Annotated in this window: 31 protein-coding genes; all 31 read left to right on the forward strand. The window is 34.4% G+C overall.

Translation table 11 applies throughout. From position 1 onward, the window contains the following. Window positions 1-189: 189 nt before the first annotated feature. The 31 genes from M3180_RS09285 to M3180_RS09435 all read left to right on the forward strand — a co-directional run bounded on the left by M3180_RS09285 (window position 190) and on the right by M3180_RS09435 (window position 21,372). Complete coding sequence (locus M3180_RS09285; RefSeq protein WP_251667118.1) at window positions 190-957, forward strand: nucleotidyltransferase domain-containing protein; 768 nt, start codon at window positions 190-192, stop codon at window positions 955-957. 85 nt (window positions 958-1,042) lie between these two features. Beyond that, window positions 1,043-1,468 (forward strand): immunity 26/phosphotriesterase HocA family protein, encoded by a 426-nt coding sequence (locus M3180_RS09290; RefSeq protein ID WP_251667119.1) that lies wholly within the window; start codon window positions 1,043-1,045, stop codon window positions 1,466-1,468. Window positions 1,469-1,528: 60 nt separating this feature from the next. Beyond that, complete coding sequence (locus M3180_RS09295) at window positions 1,529-2,104, forward strand: hypothetical protein (protein ID WP_251667120.1); 576 nt, start codon at window positions 1,529-1,531, stop codon at window positions 2,102-2,104. A 777-nt stretch (window positions 2,105-2,881) separates the two neighbouring features. After that, window positions 2,882-3,250: a hypothetical protein gene (locus M3180_RS09300; RefSeq protein WP_251667121.1), complete on the forward strand. Its 369-nt coding sequence runs from the start codon at window positions 2,882-2,884 to the stop codon at window positions 3,248-3,250. A gap of 227 nt (window positions 3,251-3,477) precedes the next feature. Next, window positions 3,478-3,783, forward strand: a complete 306-nt coding sequence (locus M3180_RS09305) for a hypothetical protein (RefSeq protein WP_251667122.1) — start codon at window positions 3,478-3,480, stop codon at window positions 3,781-3,783. Window positions 3,784-3,800: 17 nt separating this feature from the next. Continuing rightward, window positions 3,801-4,037: a hypothetical protein gene (locus M3180_RS09310; RefSeq protein WP_251667123.1), complete on the forward strand. Its 237-nt coding sequence runs from the start codon at window positions 3,801-3,803 to the stop codon at window positions 4,035-4,037. Between the two features lie 103 nt (window positions 4,038-4,140). Then, entirely contained in the window at window positions 4,141-4,290 is a 150-nt protein-coding gene (locus M3180_RS09315) for a hypothetical protein (RefSeq protein WP_251667124.1), read from the forward strand. Between the two features lie 256 nt (window positions 4,291-4,546). Further along, entirely contained in the window at window positions 4,547-5,074 is a 528-nt protein-coding gene (locus M3180_RS09320) for a GrpB family protein (protein WP_251667125.1), read from the forward strand. 171 nt (window positions 5,075-5,245) lie between these two features. Then, entirely contained in the window at window positions 5,246-5,839 is a 594-nt protein-coding gene (locus M3180_RS09325) for a hypothetical protein (RefSeq protein ID WP_251667126.1), read from the forward strand. Between the two features lie 228 nt (window positions 5,840-6,067). Next, window positions 6,068-6,499, forward strand: coding sequence for a DMP19 family protein (locus tag M3180_RS09330; RefSeq protein WP_251667127.1), 432 nt, complete (start codon window positions 6,068-6,070; stop codon window positions 6,497-6,499). A gap of 135 nt (window positions 6,500-6,634) precedes the next feature. Then, window positions 6,635-6,844 carry a DUF6366 family protein gene (locus M3180_RS09335; RefSeq protein WP_251667128.1) on the forward strand — a complete coding sequence of 70 codons (210 nt, stop codon included), beginning with the start codon at window positions 6,635-6,637 and terminating at the stop codon, window positions 6,842-6,844. 484 nt (window positions 6,845-7,328) lie between these two features. Beyond that, the gene (locus tag M3180_RS09340) at window positions 7,329-8,036 is read left to right on the forward strand and encodes a class I SAM-dependent methyltransferase (RefSeq protein ID WP_251667129.1); all 708 of its coding nucleotides are present in this window, start codon (window positions 7,329-7,331) and stop codon (window positions 8,034-8,036) included. Window positions 8,037-8,218: 182 nt separating this feature from the next. Further along, window positions 8,219-8,722 (forward strand): hypothetical protein, encoded by a 504-nt coding sequence (locus M3180_RS09345; RefSeq protein WP_251667130.1) that lies wholly within the window; start codon window positions 8,219-8,221, stop codon window positions 8,720-8,722. Window positions 8,723-8,829: 107 nt separating this feature from the next. After that, entirely contained in the window at window positions 8,830-9,291 is a 462-nt protein-coding gene (locus tag M3180_RS09350) for a hypothetical protein (protein WP_251667131.1), read from the forward strand. A 450-nt stretch (window positions 9,292-9,741) separates the two neighbouring features. Beyond that, window positions 9,742-10,311 carry a histidine phosphatase family protein gene (locus M3180_RS09355; RefSeq protein ID WP_251667132.1) on the forward strand — a complete coding sequence of 190 codons (570 nt, stop codon included), beginning with the start codon at window positions 9,742-9,744 and terminating at the stop codon, window positions 10,309-10,311. Window positions 10,312-10,437: 126 nt separating this feature from the next. Further along, window positions 10,438-10,890 carry an NUDIX hydrolase gene (locus M3180_RS09360; protein ID WP_251667133.1) on the forward strand — a complete coding sequence of 151 codons (453 nt, stop codon included), beginning with the start codon at window positions 10,438-10,440 and terminating at the stop codon, window positions 10,888-10,890. Window positions 10,891-11,008: 118 nt separating this feature from the next. Continuing rightward, window positions 11,009-11,443, forward strand: a complete 435-nt coding sequence (locus tag M3180_RS09365; protein ID WP_251667134.1) for a hypothetical protein — start codon at window positions 11,009-11,011, stop codon at window positions 11,441-11,443. A gap of 168 nt (window positions 11,444-11,611) precedes the next feature. After that, window positions 11,612-12,460, forward strand: coding sequence for an AraC family transcriptional regulator (locus tag M3180_RS09370; protein WP_251667135.1), 849 nt, complete (start codon window positions 11,612-11,614; stop codon window positions 12,458-12,460). A 100-nt stretch (window positions 12,461-12,560) separates the two neighbouring features. After that, window positions 12,561-13,022 (forward strand): hypothetical protein, encoded by a 462-nt coding sequence (locus tag M3180_RS09375; RefSeq protein WP_251667136.1) that lies wholly within the window; start codon window positions 12,561-12,563, stop codon window positions 13,020-13,022. A 24-nt stretch (window positions 13,023-13,046) separates the two neighbouring features. Then, window positions 13,047-13,496, forward strand: a complete 450-nt coding sequence (locus M3180_RS09380) for a GNAT family N-acetyltransferase (protein WP_251667137.1) — start codon at window positions 13,047-13,049, stop codon at window positions 13,494-13,496. A 46-nt stretch (window positions 13,497-13,542) separates the two neighbouring features. Beyond that, window positions 13,543-14,121, forward strand: a complete 579-nt coding sequence (locus tag M3180_RS09385; RefSeq protein WP_251667138.1) for a hypothetical protein — start codon at window positions 13,543-13,545, stop codon at window positions 14,119-14,121. 638 nt (window positions 14,122-14,759) lie between these two features. Next, window positions 14,760-15,107 carry a hypothetical protein gene (locus tag M3180_RS09390; protein WP_251667139.1) on the forward strand — a complete coding sequence of 116 codons (348 nt, stop codon included), beginning with the start codon at window positions 14,760-14,762 and terminating at the stop codon, window positions 15,105-15,107. 199 nt (window positions 15,108-15,306) lie between these two features. Beyond that, window positions 15,307-15,600: a hypothetical protein gene (locus tag M3180_RS09395; RefSeq protein ID WP_251667140.1), complete on the forward strand. Its 294-nt coding sequence runs from the start codon at window positions 15,307-15,309 to the stop codon at window positions 15,598-15,600. Window positions 15,601-16,180: 580 nt separating this feature from the next. Next, window positions 16,181-16,594 carry an NUDIX hydrolase gene (locus M3180_RS09400; RefSeq protein ID WP_251667141.1) on the forward strand — a complete coding sequence of 138 codons (414 nt, stop codon included), beginning with the start codon at window positions 16,181-16,183 and terminating at the stop codon, window positions 16,592-16,594. Window positions 16,595-16,637: 43 nt separating this feature from the next. Next, entirely contained in the window at window positions 16,638-17,084 is a 447-nt protein-coding gene (locus tag M3180_RS09405) for a hypothetical protein (RefSeq protein WP_251667142.1), read from the forward strand. Between the two features lie 111 nt (window positions 17,085-17,195). Then, window positions 17,196-17,954, forward strand: coding sequence for a class I SAM-dependent methyltransferase (locus M3180_RS09410; protein ID WP_251667143.1), 759 nt, complete (start codon window positions 17,196-17,198; stop codon window positions 17,952-17,954). Between the two features lie 58 nt (window positions 17,955-18,012). Continuing rightward, window positions 18,013-18,396, forward strand: coding sequence for a nuclear transport factor 2 family protein (locus M3180_RS09415; protein WP_251667144.1), 384 nt, complete (start codon window positions 18,013-18,015; stop codon window positions 18,394-18,396). 98 nt (window positions 18,397-18,494) lie between these two features. Then, window positions 18,495-18,830 carry an NIPSNAP family protein gene (locus M3180_RS09420; RefSeq protein ID WP_251667145.1) on the forward strand — a complete coding sequence of 112 codons (336 nt, stop codon included), beginning with the start codon at window positions 18,495-18,497 and terminating at the stop codon, window positions 18,828-18,830. A gap of 90 nt (window positions 18,831-18,920) precedes the next feature. Next, window positions 18,921-19,676, forward strand: coding sequence for a class I SAM-dependent methyltransferase (locus M3180_RS09425; RefSeq protein WP_251667146.1), 756 nt, complete (start codon window positions 18,921-18,923; stop codon window positions 19,674-19,676). Between the two features lie 270 nt (window positions 19,677-19,946). After that, window positions 19,947-20,732 carry a sugar phosphate isomerase/epimerase family protein gene (locus M3180_RS09430; protein ID WP_251667147.1) on the forward strand — a complete coding sequence of 262 codons (786 nt, stop codon included), beginning with the start codon at window positions 19,947-19,949 and terminating at the stop codon, window positions 20,730-20,732. Between the two features lie 151 nt (window positions 20,733-20,883). Next, window positions 20,884-21,372: an NUDIX domain-containing protein gene (locus tag M3180_RS09435; RefSeq protein ID WP_251667148.1), complete on the forward strand. Its 489-nt coding sequence runs from the start codon at window positions 20,884-20,886 to the stop codon at window positions 21,370-21,372. Window positions 21,373-21,422 lie beyond the last annotated feature (50 nt).

Raw genomic sequence — 21,422 nt, forward strand, 5'->3', positions numbered from 1 at the left:
ACAGAAGGCGGTAGCTTCAATTATCACAGCATTAACGCATCGTTGCTTGGACCCTCTGTTGGAAGAATTAGCAGAGAAGTCGGCTTACCAACACAGACGCCCACCTAAGATATGCGTATCTAAGGTGGGCGTCTGTCGTTAATGCATGAAAGCTAGCCGAAAGAAGTACTTAATTTAGGAGGAGTCGATATGATATTAGAAAAAGTTATTAATAGAATTGTAATACAACGTGAATATAGGGATTTTGTTGATCAGTATCTAGATAATATACTTACCGAATTTAAAGATAAGATTGATAGCATTTATATGTGTGGCTCGATTCCAAAAGGAACGGCTAAACCTTTTTTGTCAGATGCAGACTTTACTATTGTATGTGCAAATCCCAAAGATATTGATTACGAAAGATTGACAAATATTAAAGACAGGCTTTTGGAAGAATATCCATTAGTAACTAAGATTGATACGATAATTTGCTCGATTGACGATGTATTAAGTAAACCTAATGAGTGGGGTTTTTGGGTTAAGATAATTTGTGTATGCATATATGGTCAAGACGTTGGTGAAAAAGTACCACCGATAAATATCTCTCCAGAATTCATTCTAGATTTAAATACAGAGACCAAGAAAGAAATAGATCGAATACATCATTTACTTTCTAATGCTAGTGATACAACAATGAAAACTAGATATATTAAAGGCTACTCTAAGAAATTAATTCGTGCATTATATTCTTTGGTTTTAGAAGATACAGGTGTATGGCAAGATGACATTATTAAGATGAAGAATGCCATAAACAACTATTGCGAGATTGACTCCGTTTTAGTTGATTATCTGTATGCTTGTTACTTGGATAGTGATGTGCCTGTTGAAGAGTTTCTGGGAATTGCAGACGAAGTATATAGCTATTTTGAGAACGTCTTAAATGCAATGGCTGCTTCCAGAACTTCCTTCGGCTAAAAGAGGGGGAAATGAGAATTAAACCAAACTGAATAGTGAGTTTACAGAATTAATTCAGATGTCTAAAAGCAGGAAAAGACCGGTTGTGGGTGATGTTTTTGTTGTTCAACCTTTCGAAGGATCCTATTATTTTTGTAAAGTAATAAAAACTAAGTTACAGACTAAGAATGAAAATCACAAAAATATGAATTTAATTTACATTTACAATTATGAGTCAAAAAACAAAGAAGTTCCGGATGATCTTGATAGATATTCTTTTTTATTACCTCCAACGGTAGTGAATAATCAAGGATGGCTAAAGGGCTATTACGAGACGGTACAAAACTTAAACGTTTCTGATCTTGAAGAGAACACTGAATTTGGTTTTTTTGATAATTATGAAAACAGAAATACCTTTTATGATATTAATGGAGAAAAGATAGATTATAAACCGAAATATGCTTCATTCTACGGGTTAGCTAGTTATGGAGCAATTGGAAGAGGCATACATAGGGTTCTAAAAGGTGAATAAATTTTTTAATGCAATAACGTTATGAGAAATCGGTGAGATTTGAAAGTTGGTGATAAATAGATGATTGACGAAATAGAATGCCATAGATATTTATATAAATTCCTTAAAGGAACAATAACATTAAGTGAGTTAGAGCAATGGCTATACAACCATGAAGAGCTCGAAGAAATCCTTGGGAAATCTGTATATTTCGAATTGATATCTAGAGATTATAAGAACAAATATGCATTAGAAGATACAAAAAAACAGATAAAAGGACTAATAAATATAGGCTTCTTTGAACAAGAACGTATCATTAATAGTCTAGAGAAATTAATTGATACTTCAGAAGGATACTTAGAGAATTTGGAAGCTTTGTATGATGACTACTGTGATGGATATACTTTTCTTCGATACATAGCACTAGTATACATCACGACATCTGATGAATATATAGAAGTTTTGAAACAAGATAAAGTCAAGTTAAAAGACTACAGTGAAAAGATAAACAAAGAAGCAAATAGAATATTGCGATTTTTTGCAAATAATGAACTGAGAATTGTGATTGAAAATGAATATATTGATATAAGGGAACTCGGAGATAGGATTGAATTACATGATATTAATGAAATGCTTGCAGAACGCAGCGATTGTTAAGTATTTCAGGAAGTCACCAACATTTCTAACACCACATTAGCTCGTCGTCGCATAAGCTCCTCGGTAACTGGTGAAGTTTTCGTCTGAGAAGCTGATTTACGTGACAACCCTGCAATGTATCTTAAAGAATTGGCCGGCTTTAAGATTTTGGATCAACCAAGGATTTAATAGTGTTAATGGAATGCATGGAGATAAAATATATTCCGAAAAAACATTTGCAAGTCTAGAATTGACAAGGATTTTGTAAGTATTTCAAAAAGGGCTGATTCCATCTGATAAAGCGAAAGATAAAGAAAATTAAGAGCATCAAAAAATGGAAACACATGTTAAAATATAATAAACAAAAATTGGTTCCCCAGCATGTTCAAGAAGTCCACAATGAGGCTATATCTTGAAGCCGAAACCCACCTTAGATGTTAACCCCCATAAATAAATCACACAAGAGTATTTAGGATTTGAGTAAAAAGCATGAAGGCCGCCGTCCATGGCTTAATTCGAGGAAGTCGGTCATAGTTTCTGATACAGCATAAACGCATCGGGCCATTCGCTCCTCGGTGATGCACTTGGCAGAGGAGAGTACCCTGCAAGGCTAAGTATGTCGTCCCGTTGCGCTATGCTTCACTTAAGCCTTTCGGGTTCGTGAATGCAAAAACATCATAAGAAATCGGTGGAAAGGTATTAAGTAAGAATATCGGCATAGAGGACTATGGATTTAGGAGGACCTGTGAGGGTTATTAATTAATAAAATCAAACTCTTTAAGATAAGGGTGGGGTATTTTGATATTTTTAAGGAAATCTTTAGGGTTTGTTTTAACTACTTTGTTAATTGGAATATTTCTTACTTTATTTTTTTCGATAACAGAAGGTACAAGTTTCTTAGCAATTGGAGTTCTTTTTACAGGTGCTTTTCCATTTATCCTTTTAATTGGGGTACCTGTATCTAGCTTTTCTGATTATCTAACAAAAAAATTAAACGGAATACAAAGAAACCTAGTGGCATTATTTATTCATAGTACATTTGGTTTAATAGCTGGATTAGTGATTTCTTTTTTCTTTGAGAGTTTATTTCTTGTTGGGGTAACAATAATAGCTGCACTTTTATTTTGGTTAGTTGACGAAATTTTGAGGAAGATCCTCAAAGATTGAGGAACGATAGTTAGTTTAACATCGAACGCGAAAGAAATAATTCTTTGAAGTAACTTGAAGAAGTCGCTGACATCAATTAACAACGCATTCACGCAACGGGTCTTACGGCCCTTGTTCGCTGACGTGAGCTTGAGGGTGTTGGAGCTGAGAGCAACCTGCTTTGCGCAGGTTCGTTAATGCAAGAATGTTAATTGCAAGTACTGAAAATAGTAGAACGGAGTTCAAAGATGAAGAAGTTTGGATTTGATAAATGGGCGGAACTGCTTTATGTAATGAGTTTTATTAGTTCTTTTTACAGTTTTATTAGTGAAATACAAAAGCAAATATTGTATATAAAAATTTCAAACCTTCAAATTATTAATACGAGTTTTGAGAAATTCCATTTAATATTTATTACTGAAACAAAGAGTTACAAAATTCTTTGTCTACCGTTGATTATTGGATTATTAGTGTTAGGACTATATTTAATAGAAATCATTATTGCATACTTCAAATATCCGAAATATGAAGAAAAAGATGAAAACAATACTTAAACAAATCTGGAGGGTATATGATTCAAATAATAAATACTTTGATAATAGGATTATTTGTTAGCAGTGTTTTGAGTAAAAAAGAGAAATATAAAAGAATGAAAATAAAAAGAAATATATTAATAGGTTTATGGTGTCTCTTATTTTTTGTTGCATATGGGATTTTCACAAATATTATTTTTATATTTGGTCCTGGAGCTTTATTAGTTGGACATTCTTATTGGGATTATTTGAAAAGAAAAAAAAGGATTAATTAATTATCAATGCGCTCCACTTGAGTCTTTCGAGTTCGTTAATACAAGGACGTTATACGGTATTACGATCACAACGTCTTTTACAATAATTTAAAGGTGGTTTGAAATGATAGTAATTATTATCATATTAATTTTAATATTTTTTGCTGTTCTTGATATTAGTGTTACAGGTCATAAGCAATTAAAACAATCAGAAGATATTGAACATGCAATATATCGATTGATAGAAATTACAAAACAAAAGGATAAAGAATAAATAGAGACCACAAAATAAAATAAAACGCTCAGAGACGTCCTTTCTATATTCGAGAAATTCGGTTCACAACCACCTATAACACAGCATTCTGCGTCGCATACGCTCCTTGGTTGAATGAGGTATTACAAAAAAATCTAGCTCACCAACATAGACGCCCACCTAAGATAAGAGCTATTTAAGGTGGGCGTCCGTCATTATTCAAGACCACTATCAGAAATGGCTGCAACATAGCTTTAAAAATTAAGGAGTTAACCAAATGGAAATAGTAACTGTATCTGATTATAATCCATTATGGAAAAAGGAATATGAAACAGAAAGAGAAAAGATTATTAAAGAGCTCAACGGCATTTTAATTGGAATCGAACATATAGGTAGCACATCCATCCCAGGGTTATCTGCAAAGCCTATAATAGATATCATGGTTGGGGTAAAGTCACTAGAGGATGTAACAGATGTTTACAAAGAAGGATTATATATTATTGGATATGAGTATGTTGAACACGCTAATTTCCCACATAGGAGATTTTTTCGAAAAGGAGAATGGCGTGCGGGAACCCATCATTTGCATATTTACGAATTTGAAGGAGTTCATTGGAATAATAACTTGTTTTTTAAAGAATATCTGATTAACAACAGAGAAGCAAAAGAAGAATATAGTAAGTTAAAGAAAGAATTAGAACAGCAATATAAGCATGATCGGGTAGGGTATACCAAAGCAAAGGAACCATTTATAGAAGGAATAATGAAAAAAATTAAGTTTGAAACAAATAAAGAAAGTTTGTAAGTACCGCAAAGCAGGCTGCCACTTCTGCTAACACAGCTTAACTTATCGTCGCATAAGCTCCTCGTTCATCAGTAATGCTTTTAGCAGAGAAGTGAATTCACGTGACAACCTTACATTCGCAGGCTACTGAACACAAGAACGTTATCTGACATTACCCAAGGAGCTAAATAAATGAAAATCAATTGGAAGCATTGCATAGTTGGGTTATTACTTTTAAGTATTACTATTTTGTACTTTAAAGAAAGTCAAGAAAATAAAAAGTACGAAATGTATCTCTCACAAGAGATATCAAACAAGCACAATGCACTTATTGGAAGTATATTTACTCTTAAGGATGAAATAACTTCTTTACTTAACAACCACACTGATTCTATTACGAATGAAATAATAGTCGAAAGACTATATACAATCTCGAGGATTTCACAGGATCTTGATTACTATATTGGTAATTTTGATCTAGCCAAAGGCATACAGCTACAAAACAAAACTTCGAGTGTATCAAATGATTTTGCGGGATATTTTGAACACAATGACATCTCAATGATATCAAACAACGAAAAAGAAAAGTTGGGTGAATTAAGTGAACTACTAGATAAATGGATAATTGAAATTTCACAAGAATATACTGGGATTACAAGAGAAAATCAAAGAGATATAAGAAAATATAATACTAATCCATTTGTTAAGAGTGATAAATGGGTAAGAATAATAGTCGCATTAGACATAGTATCAAGTGAATATGAGGGTACTTCGAGAAGTGGGTAACATCAGGCATACCATATTAATGCAACGGGCATTCACCCTCGGTTCGACAGAAGTTAGTCGATTCGGAAGGGAATTCCGCGAGCGTAATCAGTTGGACTCATCCGCACCGAATAACTGCGGCAAGTGCAGCCGGCAACTGGCAGAGTCTTAAATCGGCAGGACGTCGCGAATACAAACGTAATGCGTCATCTCGGTAAAGCAAAAACATGTAGTAAGGAGTATATCATTATGGATAAAGAATTAAAACAAACAACCTGGAAAAGGCTTTGGGAAAAGGTTGATGAGAGAGGTATATCTAGTTTAGAAGAGCATGAAAGAATATGGGTAACAGTGGACGGATTAATTAGCGATGTAAATGGAGGAGGCTTGATTAGTTTCTTTTATAATCATGGTGCTGACGATTATGATGAGACTATTGAAGACCTCGAAAAGATAAATGCAACTGATGCGATCAAAATACTGAATCAGATGAGTCAACTGTTCCCTAATGGGAAACCTCCACGGAATATAGATGAGCGAAATGAAATAATTGATACATGGAATCATGATGAGTTAAATGACTATTTCGAAGACCTAGATGATCAGTTTTATGCTATCCAAGCTGATATAGAGAAGAAGTTAGAAATTATAATTGAGAAAGCAGTAAGACAAAACTTATAAGTGCTAGAAAGTAACTCAAGTATACGGAGACACCACATAACACAGCATTAACGTTTCGTCGCAATCTTTCAGATCAGAAGTCAACGAGAGAGAATCTAGTTGCAGAAGTATTGAATTTTATCAGGAGGTGGGTACATGGAGCTTCAAAAGGAGACACCTGAAGAAAAAAGAGAACGTTTAAGACAAGAAGAATTAAAGAACAATCCCAGTGGAGCGTTTGGTGATGGATTAAACAGGGCTGGATCAGGAAATTTTGCTGATTTAATTGGAGGAATGGGCTGGAAAGGCACAGGAATTTTAATTCTAATAATTATAGGGTATTTACTTTATAAATATTTTTCTTGAACAAGAAGAATATAGTGCATTTACAAGCATTCTTAATAAATATTGAAAAATACTATTATGCGTATTGCTTTCAAGCCAAAATATTAATTTACTTGAAAAGCAAAAGGTTATGATAATTAACGCCACCCAAAAATGTAAACATATGTTAAAATATAATAATCAAAGATCGATCTCCCAGCATGTTCGAGAAGTAAGGTTGTTATCGCTATTCATTGAAAACCTGAAAAGAACATGTTTTTTTAATTTTTATTATGCATCTACAATGAGGGCTGCTTTTGAAGCTCAAACCTACTTTAATATTAATCTCATAAACAAAAGACACAAGAGTACTTAGGAATTGATTAATAGCGTGAGTGCCGCAGTTCATGGTTTGATTCGAGGAAGTTATACGCTCCACTTAAGCCTTTTGGGTTCGTTAATTCAAGCATGTTTGGAGAAATCATCGAAAATATTACATTAGACATACTCGGGCGGTGTTGAATAAATGAGTATTTCAAAGGAGCAAGAAGTTTTACTTCAATTTGTGAAGAGATGGTTTAATCGTCCTGATCAGATTTCACATTATCTCACTGAAGTATCCGATGGACCAACAAAAGCAGAACGATATTTATTAAATAATTTATTTGAAAATGGGACTATATTAGATGTTGGTTGCGGAGCAGGGAGAATCAGTATGTTTTTAGCGGAGAAAGGCTATAAGGTAATTGGAGTAGATGTTAGTGAAAGTCTTATTATTAAGGCACGTGAAATATCGAAGAAGAAAGATCTTGATATTAATTTTATTGTTACAAAGGGAATAGAGCTACCATTTGATGGTGAAACATATGACTTTATAGTTGGTTTTAAGTTCTTATGTTACATACCTACAAGTCAATTAAGACATGATTACCTCAAAAATTTATATAGAATTCTTAGGCCGGGAGGTATATTGCTAATAACTCAAAATATTGTTCCAGAAGAATATATAGATGAAGCCCGGGATGAGTATTTTCAAGGTTGTTCGGCATCACATTTCACGAGCTTAGAACAAGGCGATAACTTCCCATTAGGGGATGGTTATGTGCATTGGTTTACAGAGAAACAATTATTAGATGAGCTTAGTAATACAGAGTTTCTAATAGAACAATTTGATACGGACGAAGCTCATGCGGGTGATGGTTTATTAAGACTAGTCAAACTAAGGAAAGATTGATAGAAAATTCGGGGAGCCAGCAACCTCACCTAACACCGCATTAGCAGATCATCGCATAAGCTCCTGTGCGACTGGTCATGTTTTTGGCAGGAAGAAGACTCATGTGAAACCTACTATTCGTAGGTTCAATTATGCAAGAACGTTAAACGAATGAGTCCAATAATTAAATTGGCGGTGTTTCGATGAATAAAAGGAAGTTATCGATCAAATTATCTCTTTTGACGATTGCATTAGTGACTATTCTATCCGGATATTTATATGTAGCTTACAGCGATCCACTAAAATCTTATGGCATTTATTTTTATAACGATGAGCACAAACATATAGTATTAGAGGTTATTAATGAAGGATATACAGATGTTAAATTGATTGAGGTTAGAATCAATGAAAACGAGAAGCTAGTTTATTCAAATTTGGGAATTAGCTATACGGGTAGAATGGTCTCAGGAGACATAGAAGATGATAATCTTACAACGTATGTAGAGTTGACTTCAGAACCTATTAAACCAAGGCTATCTACTGAAGAAATGAGCGAATTAATAGAAAACGGGAATAAAACTATTCCAATACGTTATGGATTACAAATAAAAAATAGTACCGATGTTAAAACCGTTTATATTAAATTTAAGTATTTTGGAGTAACAAAGGTAGCAAGCTTTAATACAGGAGCAAAGAATGATCAATGAAGTTGATTCCTTGTTACCTCGCATTAACGCATCGTCGATATACTCGTCGAATACCTTTACATTAAACCAAAAATAAAGATCAAATTATAAGAAAAAGGATTGATCTAATGATTCAACTAAAGAACAAAAAGCTAGTAGGCTTGATTTTATTTTTAATTGGATTAGTACTATTGTTTTCATTAATAATACCAAAAAAAGAGGATCATCAATTATTTTATATTAGTGGATTGGGAGCATCTATTTCTTCAGCTCCAAGCGAGATGGAGGTTCTTAATTATAATTTAAATTTCTCCACACTTAGTAATAAGAATTTTAAGATTAAAAGTATTGAACCGATCTTAAACGAGAAACTTGAAAATATATTGTTAAGTAATTCTATAAATATATCAGTAGAAAAGACTCTATCTAAGAGCAATGAATTGTTAATAGAAGGAGAAATGATAGTTGATACAAGCACCTTAGAAGAAAAGGAATTAAATCACCTCTTGCTAGATTTAAATACATTTAAAGTGGTGTTTAATAATGGAGAAGAAATAATCTTGAGTAATGGAAGTGGAAGTGGAAGTTAGCCGAGCATAATAATTGTTTGGGAGTACTGAAACATCAATCGTTCATATAAGGAGGCGGGGGAGTATAAAACTAAGATATCTCATGGGTCTCACAGTATCCTTTCTATTAATTATTTATGGTTTTTGGAAATTAAACAATTTCTTTGAACCAAAGGTTGGGCCCGTTGGAAATGGACCAAGTGATACAATTATTAATTTAGTTTGGATAATATTCAGTGCGAATATGTTATTAGGTTTCGGAGGAATTGTATTTTTTACTTATTTAATTTTTAAGAAGAAAAAATGAGAAGTAAAAAACTTGCTTTTGGCAGATAAGTACATTCAAGTGCCCCCACAAGGCAAGTATACGACCCGTCTCGCATACGCTCCACTTAAGCCTTTCGAGTTTGTTATGTAATGACGTTCTCTACAATCGCAGCCAGAAAATGCGGATAAATTTAAGGAGGATATATGGAAACCTATATATATTTGGTGAGACATGCGGAATCTCCGTATACAGAGGGGAACGAACGTACAAGAGGTCTGACTACTAAAGGATACTCGGACTTAGCAACCGTAACTGAAATACTTCAAAGTGAAGAAATAGATGTGATCGTTTCAAGTCCTTATACTCGTGCAGTGTTAACGGTGGAGCCGATCACAAAGATACTTGGTTTAGAAATAAAAATCTTTGAGGATTTAAGAGAACATCATTTTTGTTCAGAAGACTATAATCTTTCTGATGATGATTTGTCAGTATCCATCGAAAGAATAATCTCCGATCAATACTTTTCATTACCTGGTGGAGAGTCAAACAAGCAGCTTTTAGCTAGGTCACTACCTGTATTTATGAAAATGCTAGATCAATTCAAAGGGAAGAGAGTGGTGATTGGAACTCATGGAATCATAATGACTGCATTAATGGGTTATTTTGATTCACAATTCGATTATAAATTCTTCAAACAAACAACAAAACCTGATATTTACAAAATGACTTTCAGAGAAGAACAATTAATACAAGTTGTAAGGTTATGGAGATAGTGCATGTACCTAAGTAATCATTATTCTATAACTCAGCGCTAATGCATATTCGCATACAGTCCTCGGTTAATGCAAAACATTAGAAAGGGCAACAATTATCAAAGTATATGAAAGAAGGGGATTGTATTGGGGTATATTATGGATTTGCGAAAAATAGTTGGAACGAGACCTATAATTATGGCCGGTGCATGTGTACTTTTAATACGTGATGGTACGTTATTGTTGGAAAAAAGAACTGATAACGGCTTGTGGGGACTTCCAGGAGGCTCGTTAGAACCAGGAGAAACTATGGAAGAAGTAGCTGTAAGAGAGCTTTATGAAGAAACGGGATTAAGAGCGAAAAGTCTTGAATTAATGAATGTTTTCTCTGGTGAAGACCTTTATTACAAGTATCCACACGGTGATGAAGTCTATAACGTAGTTGCAGCCTATATATGTAATGAATTTGATGGAAGCATAAAAAAAGATCATCGCGAAGTAGATGAGATTAAGTTTTTTAATATTAATAATATCCCTAAGAATATAAGCCCTCCGGATAAACCTACTATTCAAGAATTTTTAAGACGAATAGAGATGTAATAAATAGGAGAACAGAATTGATACTAGCCAAAGAAGAAACTAGATTCAAGATGACGTGGTTCTTTAATATGAGACCGTTAGAAGACATCTCAGCATCAGTTTCTATAGGAGGGAATCAATGAAGCAATATCAAGTAAGATCAACATTTATCTCTACAAAAGGCTTATTAATAATGTGCATATTGATGTTACTCAATGTAGTATTGACAGCTATTTTCTTCAGTGGACCATTTCAAGGTGAATGGTTTTCATTATTGTTATCAATTTTTTTATTAATATTTTTAGTTGGGATCGTTTTTGAGTCACGTACAGTAAAGCTATTCAAATTCAATAGAGATCAAATCACTTTAGGTTCAAGCGTGGTTAATCCTGATAATTTAGTAAAGATTACGATTACTCATAAACAGATAGAGTTGACTCAGGCAGAAAAGATGCTTTTCAGAAAAGCTATATTTATTCGTATTGTTCATTCGGAAGAATTGAAGTCAATAACTGAGCACTTATCGAAATTTGCGAAAGAACATGGAATTACAATAGAAAAACAAATGGGATAGGATGACTTCGAAGAAGACCGAGCTCTCTAATAACAATTCGTCTCAACGCGTAGAAGAATGATAAGCTAACGGGAAACATAGCTCAACGGTACTGACAATTTCGTGCAGGAAATGCACGGTAAGTCATCTCTAACTGCTGTAGTATTTAACTCGAAGGGAGGGAGAACGATGGATTGGTTGGAGAGGATGAATAGTGCTATGGATTATATCGAATCGAATTTGACGGATCACATTTCGATTGATGACATAGCGAAAATCGCTTGTTGCTCTACGTATCATTTTCAACGAATGTTTCCGTTCATTACGGGGATTTCGTTATCCGAGTATATCCGGCGTCGACGATTGACATTGGCTGCATTTGAACTGCAGACAACGGCAGCAAAGGTTATCGATATATCCATGAAATACGGATACCAATCGCCAGAAGCATTCGCACGGGCGTTCAAGAATCTCCATGGAATCATGCCAATATCTGCGCGCGATAAAGGTGTTTCCTTAAAAGCCTATCCTCGGATGTCCTTTCATATTTCTATAAAGGGAGATGTCGAGATGGATTATCGTATTGAGCAAAGAGGGACATTTGAGATGTTCGGCGTTCATGGTGTTGTTAGTCAGAATTTGCAAACAGCGTTTATAAAAGTTCCAGCGTTTCGTAAGCAATGTGATGAAGACGGCAGTGTAGACCTAATGAACGAGCTTCTGGGGCGCTTTGGTAATACTGTGTTGCACGCTGCCTTATATGATCATACGGGAGAATCGTTCAAGTACATGGTCTGTTATCACTTACCAAAGGGACTTGAAATTCCAGATAGATTTACACAGCTTTCTGTCCCTGCGTTAACCTGGGCTATATTCCCTGAGCCACAATGTGATTTGCAAAAACTATGGGAACGTATATATTCGGAATGGTTTCCGACATCTGGATATGAACAGGTTGAGGGTCCTCAATTCGAAATGTATTATGGAATGCAAGGGCATACACAGGGTGAAATATGGATACCTGTAAAGAAAAAGTAATGATTGCGGGTAAGAGAGTGCGGCGATGGATCCGATCCATCGCTTCTTCTGCGTTCAACAAAACTGCTCGACTAACGGCTAATGAACAGGAGTTGATGATTTGGAAATATTGAAGAACAACAGACTCATAATCTTGCAGTTATTACCGTTTATTCTAGGGTTGCTACTCAACTATATTGTAGTTTATTTGCCTTTCTATGTTTTTATTATTTGGCTTTTAAGTATTGGTTTCGTTTTATATTGGTTTTGGGTAGGTAAACAGTTTGGACAATTAAGCTTAAATAAGCTATTAAGCTTTTGTTTAGGCAATATTTTATGGGCAATCTCATTTGTACTTTTCATTTGGCAATTCCTACTTGTGGATGATTCGAAACGAAATATGTTTTTAGCAATAGTTTCACAATGTTATGGTCAATTTACAGTATTGTTTTCAACAAAAATTGTTATGGCATATGGAGAGGTCATTGATAGTAACCAGGTGTTGATCACGTCATATATTTTAATGTTTTTCATTTACGTTATTGGGTTTATCTATGGTGCAGTTAGAGCAAATAAAACATAGACTCAAGAAAATGAGGGAGCTCTTATGAAGAATATATCTGTTCGAGTCATAAAACCGAATGAATTAGATCAATTACTAGCATTGTATAAACATCTAAACCCGGATGACCCAGAATTGAATATTAGCGAGATTCATAATCATTGGAATGAAATAATTAGTGACCCGTTAATGAAGATCATTGTTGTTGAGTGTGATGGAAAGATAGTTTCGTCATGTGTTTTAGTGTTAGTTAGAAATCTTACAAGAGGAGCTAGGTCTTACGGGTTAATTGAAAATGTTGTTACTCATTCAGATTATAGAAAACAAGGTTACGGAAGATTAGTCCTTCAGAAATCAATTGAACTCGCCCAAGAGCATAATTGTTATAAAGTTATGTTAATGACAAGCTCTAGAATGGAAGGAACGAATAGATTTTATGAAGAATGTGGTTTTGAAAAAGGGGATAAAACAGCATTTATCAAAAAAATGTTGTGAAGTTAGATCAAAGAAGCGGTGACAGCCTAACAGGTAGGAGAAATCTATGAAGAGACGATTAAAAAAGTATATTTTTTTCTTAATTGCCGGATTAATTTTTATTCTTGGATTTGTCTTGCAAGGGATCGATTTATTCTTAAATCCACCTCTTAGTGACAAAAAGAGTTTGACTTCTAATGAAATAAATTCCTTTTATTTTCAAGAAGGTGAGTATAATTTGTTTTATGAGTACGACACAAACAAAAGGGATTTTGGGATTGTTAATTTTACAAGAACAATAGAAATTAATCCTGATTCGCTCAACATTAAAATATTTGCGGTCGAGGATCAATTAGAGATTGTAGCTAAAGAAGACGAGTCGATGACGTTTACAGATCATACGATTCAAGGCAAGTCGTTATATAGTTTTAATATTGAAAAAAGCGGTATGTACAATGTTGAATTAGACGATAAGAATAATGTATGGAATACAGAAGTTCAATATAGCATATTAGCTAATTTTAAAGGTATTATACTTTCAGGTTTTAAGCGAATAGGTATTCATGTTTTAGTATCGATTCCATTTTTATTAATCGGTTTGTATATGTATTTAAGGGATAGGAGGAACAAAACATTAATAACATAATGGAACTCGGTCAAATGAATATATATGATCAAAATGTTTAGAATGTTCCTCGCGTCCACAAAGGCGAGTTTGTTGAAGTGAATACGAATGATTTACTTGAAAAGTGCGAAGAAAAAATTAAAGGTACCAAGTAACTGGAAACATATGTTAATATTAAATAAACAAAGTTAAACCTCCAATAAGGTTGTTATCATTATTGAAAACCTAAAAAGAAGAACATATTATTTGGTTATTACTCATTAAGCAACGCAACCACAAGAGGCTGTAGTTTGAAGCCGATGCCTACCTTAGATGTAACCCCCGTAAATAGAAGACATAAGATTATTTGATGATTAAAAACATGAGGCTGCCGTTGTGCTTAATTCGAGGTAATCGCTCATAGTTCATCGTATAACGCAACAATAACACTTCGCAGCATGCACTCCTCGGTATTTGCAGAGATGCAAGCAAGCACATTAATGCACACGCCCACCTAAGATATGAGCTATCTAAGATGGGCGTTTGTTGTTCATGCGAGACGTTATGAGAAATAGCCGCAAAGCATATACTTACTCATCCGAGCTTAGCTAACTTTAGAGGATACAAATGAAAAGCGACAATTACGACAAAATATTGATAATAAAGGGAGGTGTAGTTGCATGTTGTTAATCATAGTAAGCATGTTAATCACTGTTTTATACCTCGCCTTTTTGATCTTTGGACTTGTACTATGCAGAAAAAATTCATTTAAAGAAGGATTTTACTTCTTTCTTATCCTAATTGTGCACAAGATCGCATCTTACGTTTACATACCGTTACTAAAAAAATTAACTGATTCACTTGCAACCAGGAATAAGCCTCTTCCGATGAATATGACGATTGGAGAAGTTGTTGGTTGGTGGACGTTATTCCCCATAATGATAGACCTCGTTGCTTTTGGAATTTTAGCCTTTGGGTTATACAAAATGTGGAGAAATAAGATCACTTTAAATAAAAGTAAAGATTAATGTTCACTTTCTTTCAATTTGAATGGGGGAATAATATTGGATTGGCTCATATCTTTGATTGCGATATCTATAGCAATTGGTGCCTTTGTTGAAGTTGAATTAAAAAATAGGAAGTTAGAAAAGAGAATTAGGAACTTAGAGGATAAAATCAAATGATTCTCATTAAATTTAGATAAAGATTTAAGGAGGAACAAACGCCATGAGAATTATTTCACTGCTCATTCATAAAAAATTCGACTATGTCGTATTTCCGATTGGGTTCATTACGATCTTGATGTTGATTGTAAATTTATTTTCAACGTCAAAGATGGATACGTCTGTGCTGTGGGGACAATTATTTATGGTGGTTCTATATTATTTGGTTACTAGGGGAAAGGCAGAAAGAAACTTTATTAAGCAGGGGATAGAACCAGTAATTGTCGTATCGTTGTTTGGATTTTTAGTTATTTTAAGTTGCTTTGCTAATGTAATTATTTTGATGGATTTAGTATGAGGCACACTGAGATTCTAACGATAAAGAAACAAGAGGAGAATGCCATTATATTTATTATGCCTGGAGGAGGGCAGGATTCGGAGAATGGCTTAAAAAAGATGAATTAGAAAGAAATAATTTTTATCCTAGAGACTTGATTAATGAACTTAAAAAGCTTAATACAAGTACATACACTGCAACCTATCTTGGAGATATCAATTAAAACCTTTAAAGAGAGGATGAATAGCCAATAGATAGTTTGCATGAATTATTATTTGGTTCAATTTATGACAAATCAATATTATCCGTAAAGAAAATCAGAGCCAGGTTAATTTATCTAACTAAATCAAAAAAGCATGAATGGGTGCAAGAAATAAAAAAAGATACTCGATACTTAAAAGTAATCCTAAAGGATGAGAATATATTGAATTTGTTTTTGGACAAGAATTATAGAAAAGAGCTGAAAGAAAACATAGAAATTAGGACTACATTTATATACGAGTTGGAGAAGCGGCTTTAGTTATGAATAGATAACAGAAATAAAAAAGAAGTACCTATCTTAAATAGAAAATGATTAACACACAGTAGGGAGAGGTTCTGTATGATATCTCAAGCAGTGATCATAAAGAACAATAAAATCTTAATGGTTCGTCAATACGTTCAAAGAGGAGACATTGTTTGGAATTTTCCAGGGGGAGGAATTGAAGAAAATGAAACTCCTGAAGAAGCATGTATTAGAGAAGTCAAAGAAGAGACAGGACTTGAAGTCACAAAACTGAAATTAATACATGTGGAAGACGAGAAGTACACTTATTTGATCAATAAGATAAGGGGTAGAGTAGTACTTGATAAAACCATTAAGGACAATGAAGATATTCTAGAAGTTAAGTGGGTATCGCTAGATGATGAAAATAAATTTGATACGTATACAAAACCTATAATGGCTCTATTAAGTGAACTAATAGAAGGTCTGGCCGACATAACACATGTTCCGGATTCGCACCTCGGTCATTAGGATACGAAATTCAACTCTAGCTTGTATGAAAGAAGATGAGTGAATGGATGAATTAAGAGGAAATAGCAACTCATTTGTTCTGTCAAATAGCTTATCAACCAAAAGTCTTTATTTGAATCTAGGCATGATGTTAGTACTGCTAAGTTTTTATGCTACGTCTATTTTTTATGAAATTCCTATTCTAGTAAAAATTATGAGCCTACTGATTTTTCTTACTTTAGCTTTATTTAGTATTCGGGAATTATTCAAAAGTACAATGTTGATCGTTGAGAATAATAGATTACTAATAGGGATCGATGAAATCAGGTCGTCAGAAGTAGAAGAAATCATTTACAACAGTTGGATTATTTATATCAAACGTAGGAACAGAAGCACACTTAGAAAGTACGTAATGATTTCGCTACGAAATAACAAAGAAATTGAACAGCTAAAATGTATATTAAATGAGTTTGGAAAGAGTAACGACATAAAAGTTAGAAAAGCGTTGTAGGTCACTTATTAGTGAGTGCTGTGCTTTGAAATATCTCATCTAAGTCGGTTGTCTGTCGTTAATGCAGGAGGTTACCAAATACCCAAACTCCAAATTAGAAAGAGGTGTCTAATGCAAGAAAAACAAACGACGACTAATAGCATAGCATGGAATACAAATGCTTATGAAGCATGGACAAATCATTATGGACACCCTGAAGTACAAGCAGAAAACTTAAAACTCAATGGATCACATAAGCTTCGTAGATGGTTAAAGTATATCGGCGATCCAAATGGAAAGAAAATTATTAATCTTCTTGGTTCAACGGGAAGCAAGGCTATTCCATTGGCGCTGCTCGGCGCAGATGTCACGATTGTTGATATTTCCAATGAGAACCAACGATATGCTCTAGAAGTTGCTCGTTATGCTAATGTGAAACTTAATTATGTTTTGGCGGATGTTCTAAATATACCAGCTGAGATGAATCTTAGTAATTATGATTTAGTGCTAATGGAATTTGGTATTTTACATTACTTTTCTAACTTGAATCCCATATTTGAATTAGTTAATAACTTACTAAGAAACAATGGCCGACTGATATTGACGGATTTTCACCCTTTTTCAAGCAAAGGCTCTAATTATTTCGATTCTAGTCTGGTAGAAGAGAAGATAGCTTTTTCAGACTTCCTATCAGAAGAAGAACGTAAAGACCAACCAAAAGTTCTTTTGAGAAAATGGACGATGGGTGAAATTCTATCTACATTAGCAGATAAGAACATGGTTTTAAGAAAATTAGAAGAGGAGCCACATCCTTTAAGTAGTGGTGCACCAGCATTTTATACAATTGTAGCTGATAAAATAAATGAATATCAAACACCCCTAATTCCATAAAACATAGTATCAGTAACTCCGGAAGATAGCATGAGAGTAAAGTGTTGGAGGATAATTTATGATGAGAAATACGATGACAAAGCTGGTTCAAGAGTATGTTAAGGCATACAATTCTTTCGATGTCGAGGGGATGATTCAACTTCTACATAGGGATGTTATCTTTAGAAACTATTCTAACGGAAAAGTTAATGTTGAGACTAGAGGAATCAGTGAGTTTCGACAAGTTGCAGAACAATCTAAGACTTTATTTACTTCCAGAGAGCAGAAAATAAAGGAAATATCATTCTCTAGTGAAGTCGCCGAAGTTCTAATTGATTACATCGGAGTACTTGCAATCGACTTACCTAATGGACTTAAAGTGGGGGAAAGAGTTAATTTAGAAGGTAAATCGATTTTTCATTTTTGTAATGGGAAAATATCGATAATCGAGGATTATAGTTAATTCAGCCGCCCACCTAGATCAGACGCATCTCTAAGGTGGGCGGCTGTTGTAATAAGGAAAGAAAAATAGCGAAGAAAGAAGATAAAGGATGTGACGTTATGTTTTATCGAAGAAAATTTTATATCTTAAAAAATGAGTTTGTAGATATTTTTAATAAACATTTCATTGAGACTAACCTGCCTAATCAAATTAAATATGGAGCTAAATTAGTGGGGAGATGGATGGTTCCTCATTCGGATACGACCACTGAAATATTTGCTATTTGGGAATATGAGAGCTATGAAAAGTATCAGGAAATTGAAAGAAATGTTAGAAGTGATATTAAACATCTTAAACGGATTAAGAAATGGTATGAAGATCATGGCGGCAGAGATTATGTAATGAAGGAATATTTAATCGAGATTAAGGAAGAGGAATTAGTTTCAACGGTGTGACCGCAGTAGTACATCGTCACTATGCTATTTAGTCACAAGTGGTGCTTTGTGCATAGACATTAACAGTAGATTAAATGGAGGGATCAAGGAATGTTAGAAGAGAAAGACATATTAAAAATTAATAAGGATGGATGGAATAAAGTTGCCCATCATTTTTTTGAAGAATCATTCGATTCTTTAATATATGGCGTGTACTCACCATCTGAAGAAGAACTTAATTTGCTAGGTGAAATTAGAGAGAAGACAATCTTAGAAGTTGGTTGTGGAAGTGGTCACACCCTAGAGTACCTAGCCAACAGAGGGGCGAGAGAACTCTATGGTATTGATCTTTCGACAACACAAATAGAAACAGCAAAAAAAGTGACCTCGAATATTGATATTCCGATAACATTTATTGAATCATCAATGGAAGATATTACGGATTTACCAAATGAGTATTTTGATTGTGCAATATCTATATATGCACTTGGATGGACTGTAAATCTTGAAAAAACATTAAAAAATATCTTTAACTCATTGAAGTCTGGAGGAGTATTTGTATTTAGTTGGGAACATCCAATACATAGTTCATTAGAGTATCGAGATGGAAGGATGATGTTGTACCGATCTTACCTAGATGAAAAACCAGTAAAACATGAGTCTTGGAAAAAGGTCCCGATTGTTATGACGAATCGGAAAATCAGCACATATCTCAATGCACTTATAAAGGCTGGTTTTATTATTGATCAAGTCATTGAAGAGACAAGAATACCAGAAAACGATAATAGTGAACCACATAAGTGGTATTCTGCCGAAAAGGCAAAAATACTTCCGCCCGACATTATTATTAAAAGCTATAAACCCTGACGTAAGTCATTCAAGGAAATCGTTCACATCTCCTAACGTGCAATAGGTGCTGCATGACGCTCCTTGGTTGAATGATGAATAGCAGAGAAGCAACTAAACAATAGAGACGCCAACATGAGAAAAGAAGCTATCTAAGGTGAGCGTCCGAACGGACTAAGGCTGTTTTGCTCGAATCGGTTTAGCGCTTCATTGCAATGCTCGTCAAAATGAATTTTTATGTTGGGGATATGCACACTCTTAAGGTTAGAAGAAATAAGAAAGGGATGGCTTATGCTTACTATTTATGATTGGTTTGGCTATCAGTTGCCGAATAGGGAACGCTTTCGACTTATAAAAGATGCTGGATTTGACGGGGTTTTATTATGGTGGAGTAATGGTTTTGAGCGTGACTGTTTTGGCCAGAACGATTACCGTAAAGGACCGGAAATTGCGCGAGAGGTCGGTCTATTTATAGAAAATATCCATGCACCTGTCCAAAGTGAAAACAACCTCTGGCTTGATAATCTAGAAGGTGAAATGGTTACCGATTGCTATTTGCAATGTATTGCGGATTGTGCCGAATTCGAAATACCAACAATGGTGTTGCACTTGCCTAACGAGGAAAATCCATGTAACACACTCGGTTTGGATAGAATCAAGAGAATCACTGAAAAAGCTGAACAACTTGGTGTTAATGTTGCACTCGAGAATTTATGGAACATATCCAATTTATCATATGTGCTGGATCAGGTGGATTCCCAGCGTATAGGTTTCTGTTATGACTCCGGACACCACTACCGCCATTATCCGGAAATTGATTTATTATCCAAGTATAGTTCTCGGCTGATGGCACTACATTTACATGATAATAATGGAAGTTATGCTCAACACGGGTTACCCTTTGACGGTACGATTGATTGGTCTACAATTATGCAGAAGATTGCTAACATAAATTACTCGGGTGCGATTGCGATAGAGGCTATGAATTGGGATTATAAGGAATTAACAGCTATTGAATTCCTACATAAAGCGTCTGAACGAGCAAGAAAGCTGGAAGCTTTAAAATTTGAGGCTTAAAAAATAATCAGCATATGCACGAGCAAAAAGAATAGGAAAACCCTCTAGGGTGCGACTCGTGAAATCATCAACAACCGATAAAACAGTATTATTGCCATGGTCGCTTAGACGCGCGCATTAGTCCGCCCGAGCAAATTTTAGGAGGGAATTTGTGACATCTCATATTCGTATTAGACCAACTGCTCTTATTATGAATGAAGGACATATTCTCTTAATTGAATATCAAGAGAACAATCAATATCATTACAATTTACCTGGTGGTGGAGTTGAACAGGGTGAGTCGGTTACGGATACGCTTAGGAGGGAATTGTTAGAGGAAGCAAATGTTGAAATCAAAATTGGGAAGATTGCGTTTCTATATGAGTACTGTCCCCACAAGCAATCAGGAGATTATGACTCTGAGACCCCAGTACTAAATATTATTTTTGACTGTGAAATTCAGGATGGATTCATAGCAAAGTTACCCGAAAGTCCAGACCCCAATCAAGTTGGAGTACGATGGATACCGATAGATAAACTAGATTCAATAATCCTATATCCTAACATTAGAGAACATATAGTTGAGTACTCAAAAACGAGAAGAAATATTGAGCTAATAGAAGATCATCAATTAAAGAGTTATTTGAGCAATATTGAATAGCTAATATAAGAGATAAGCAGATCAAGTAAAGTCATGTAATTCCCGGAATG

Origin of the sequence: Paenibacillus camelliae, from assembly GCF_023715345.1 — a bacterium.
Classification (GTDB): domain Bacteria; phylum Bacillota; class Bacilli; order Paenibacillales; family Paenibacillaceae; genus Pristimantibacillus; species Pristimantibacillus camelliae.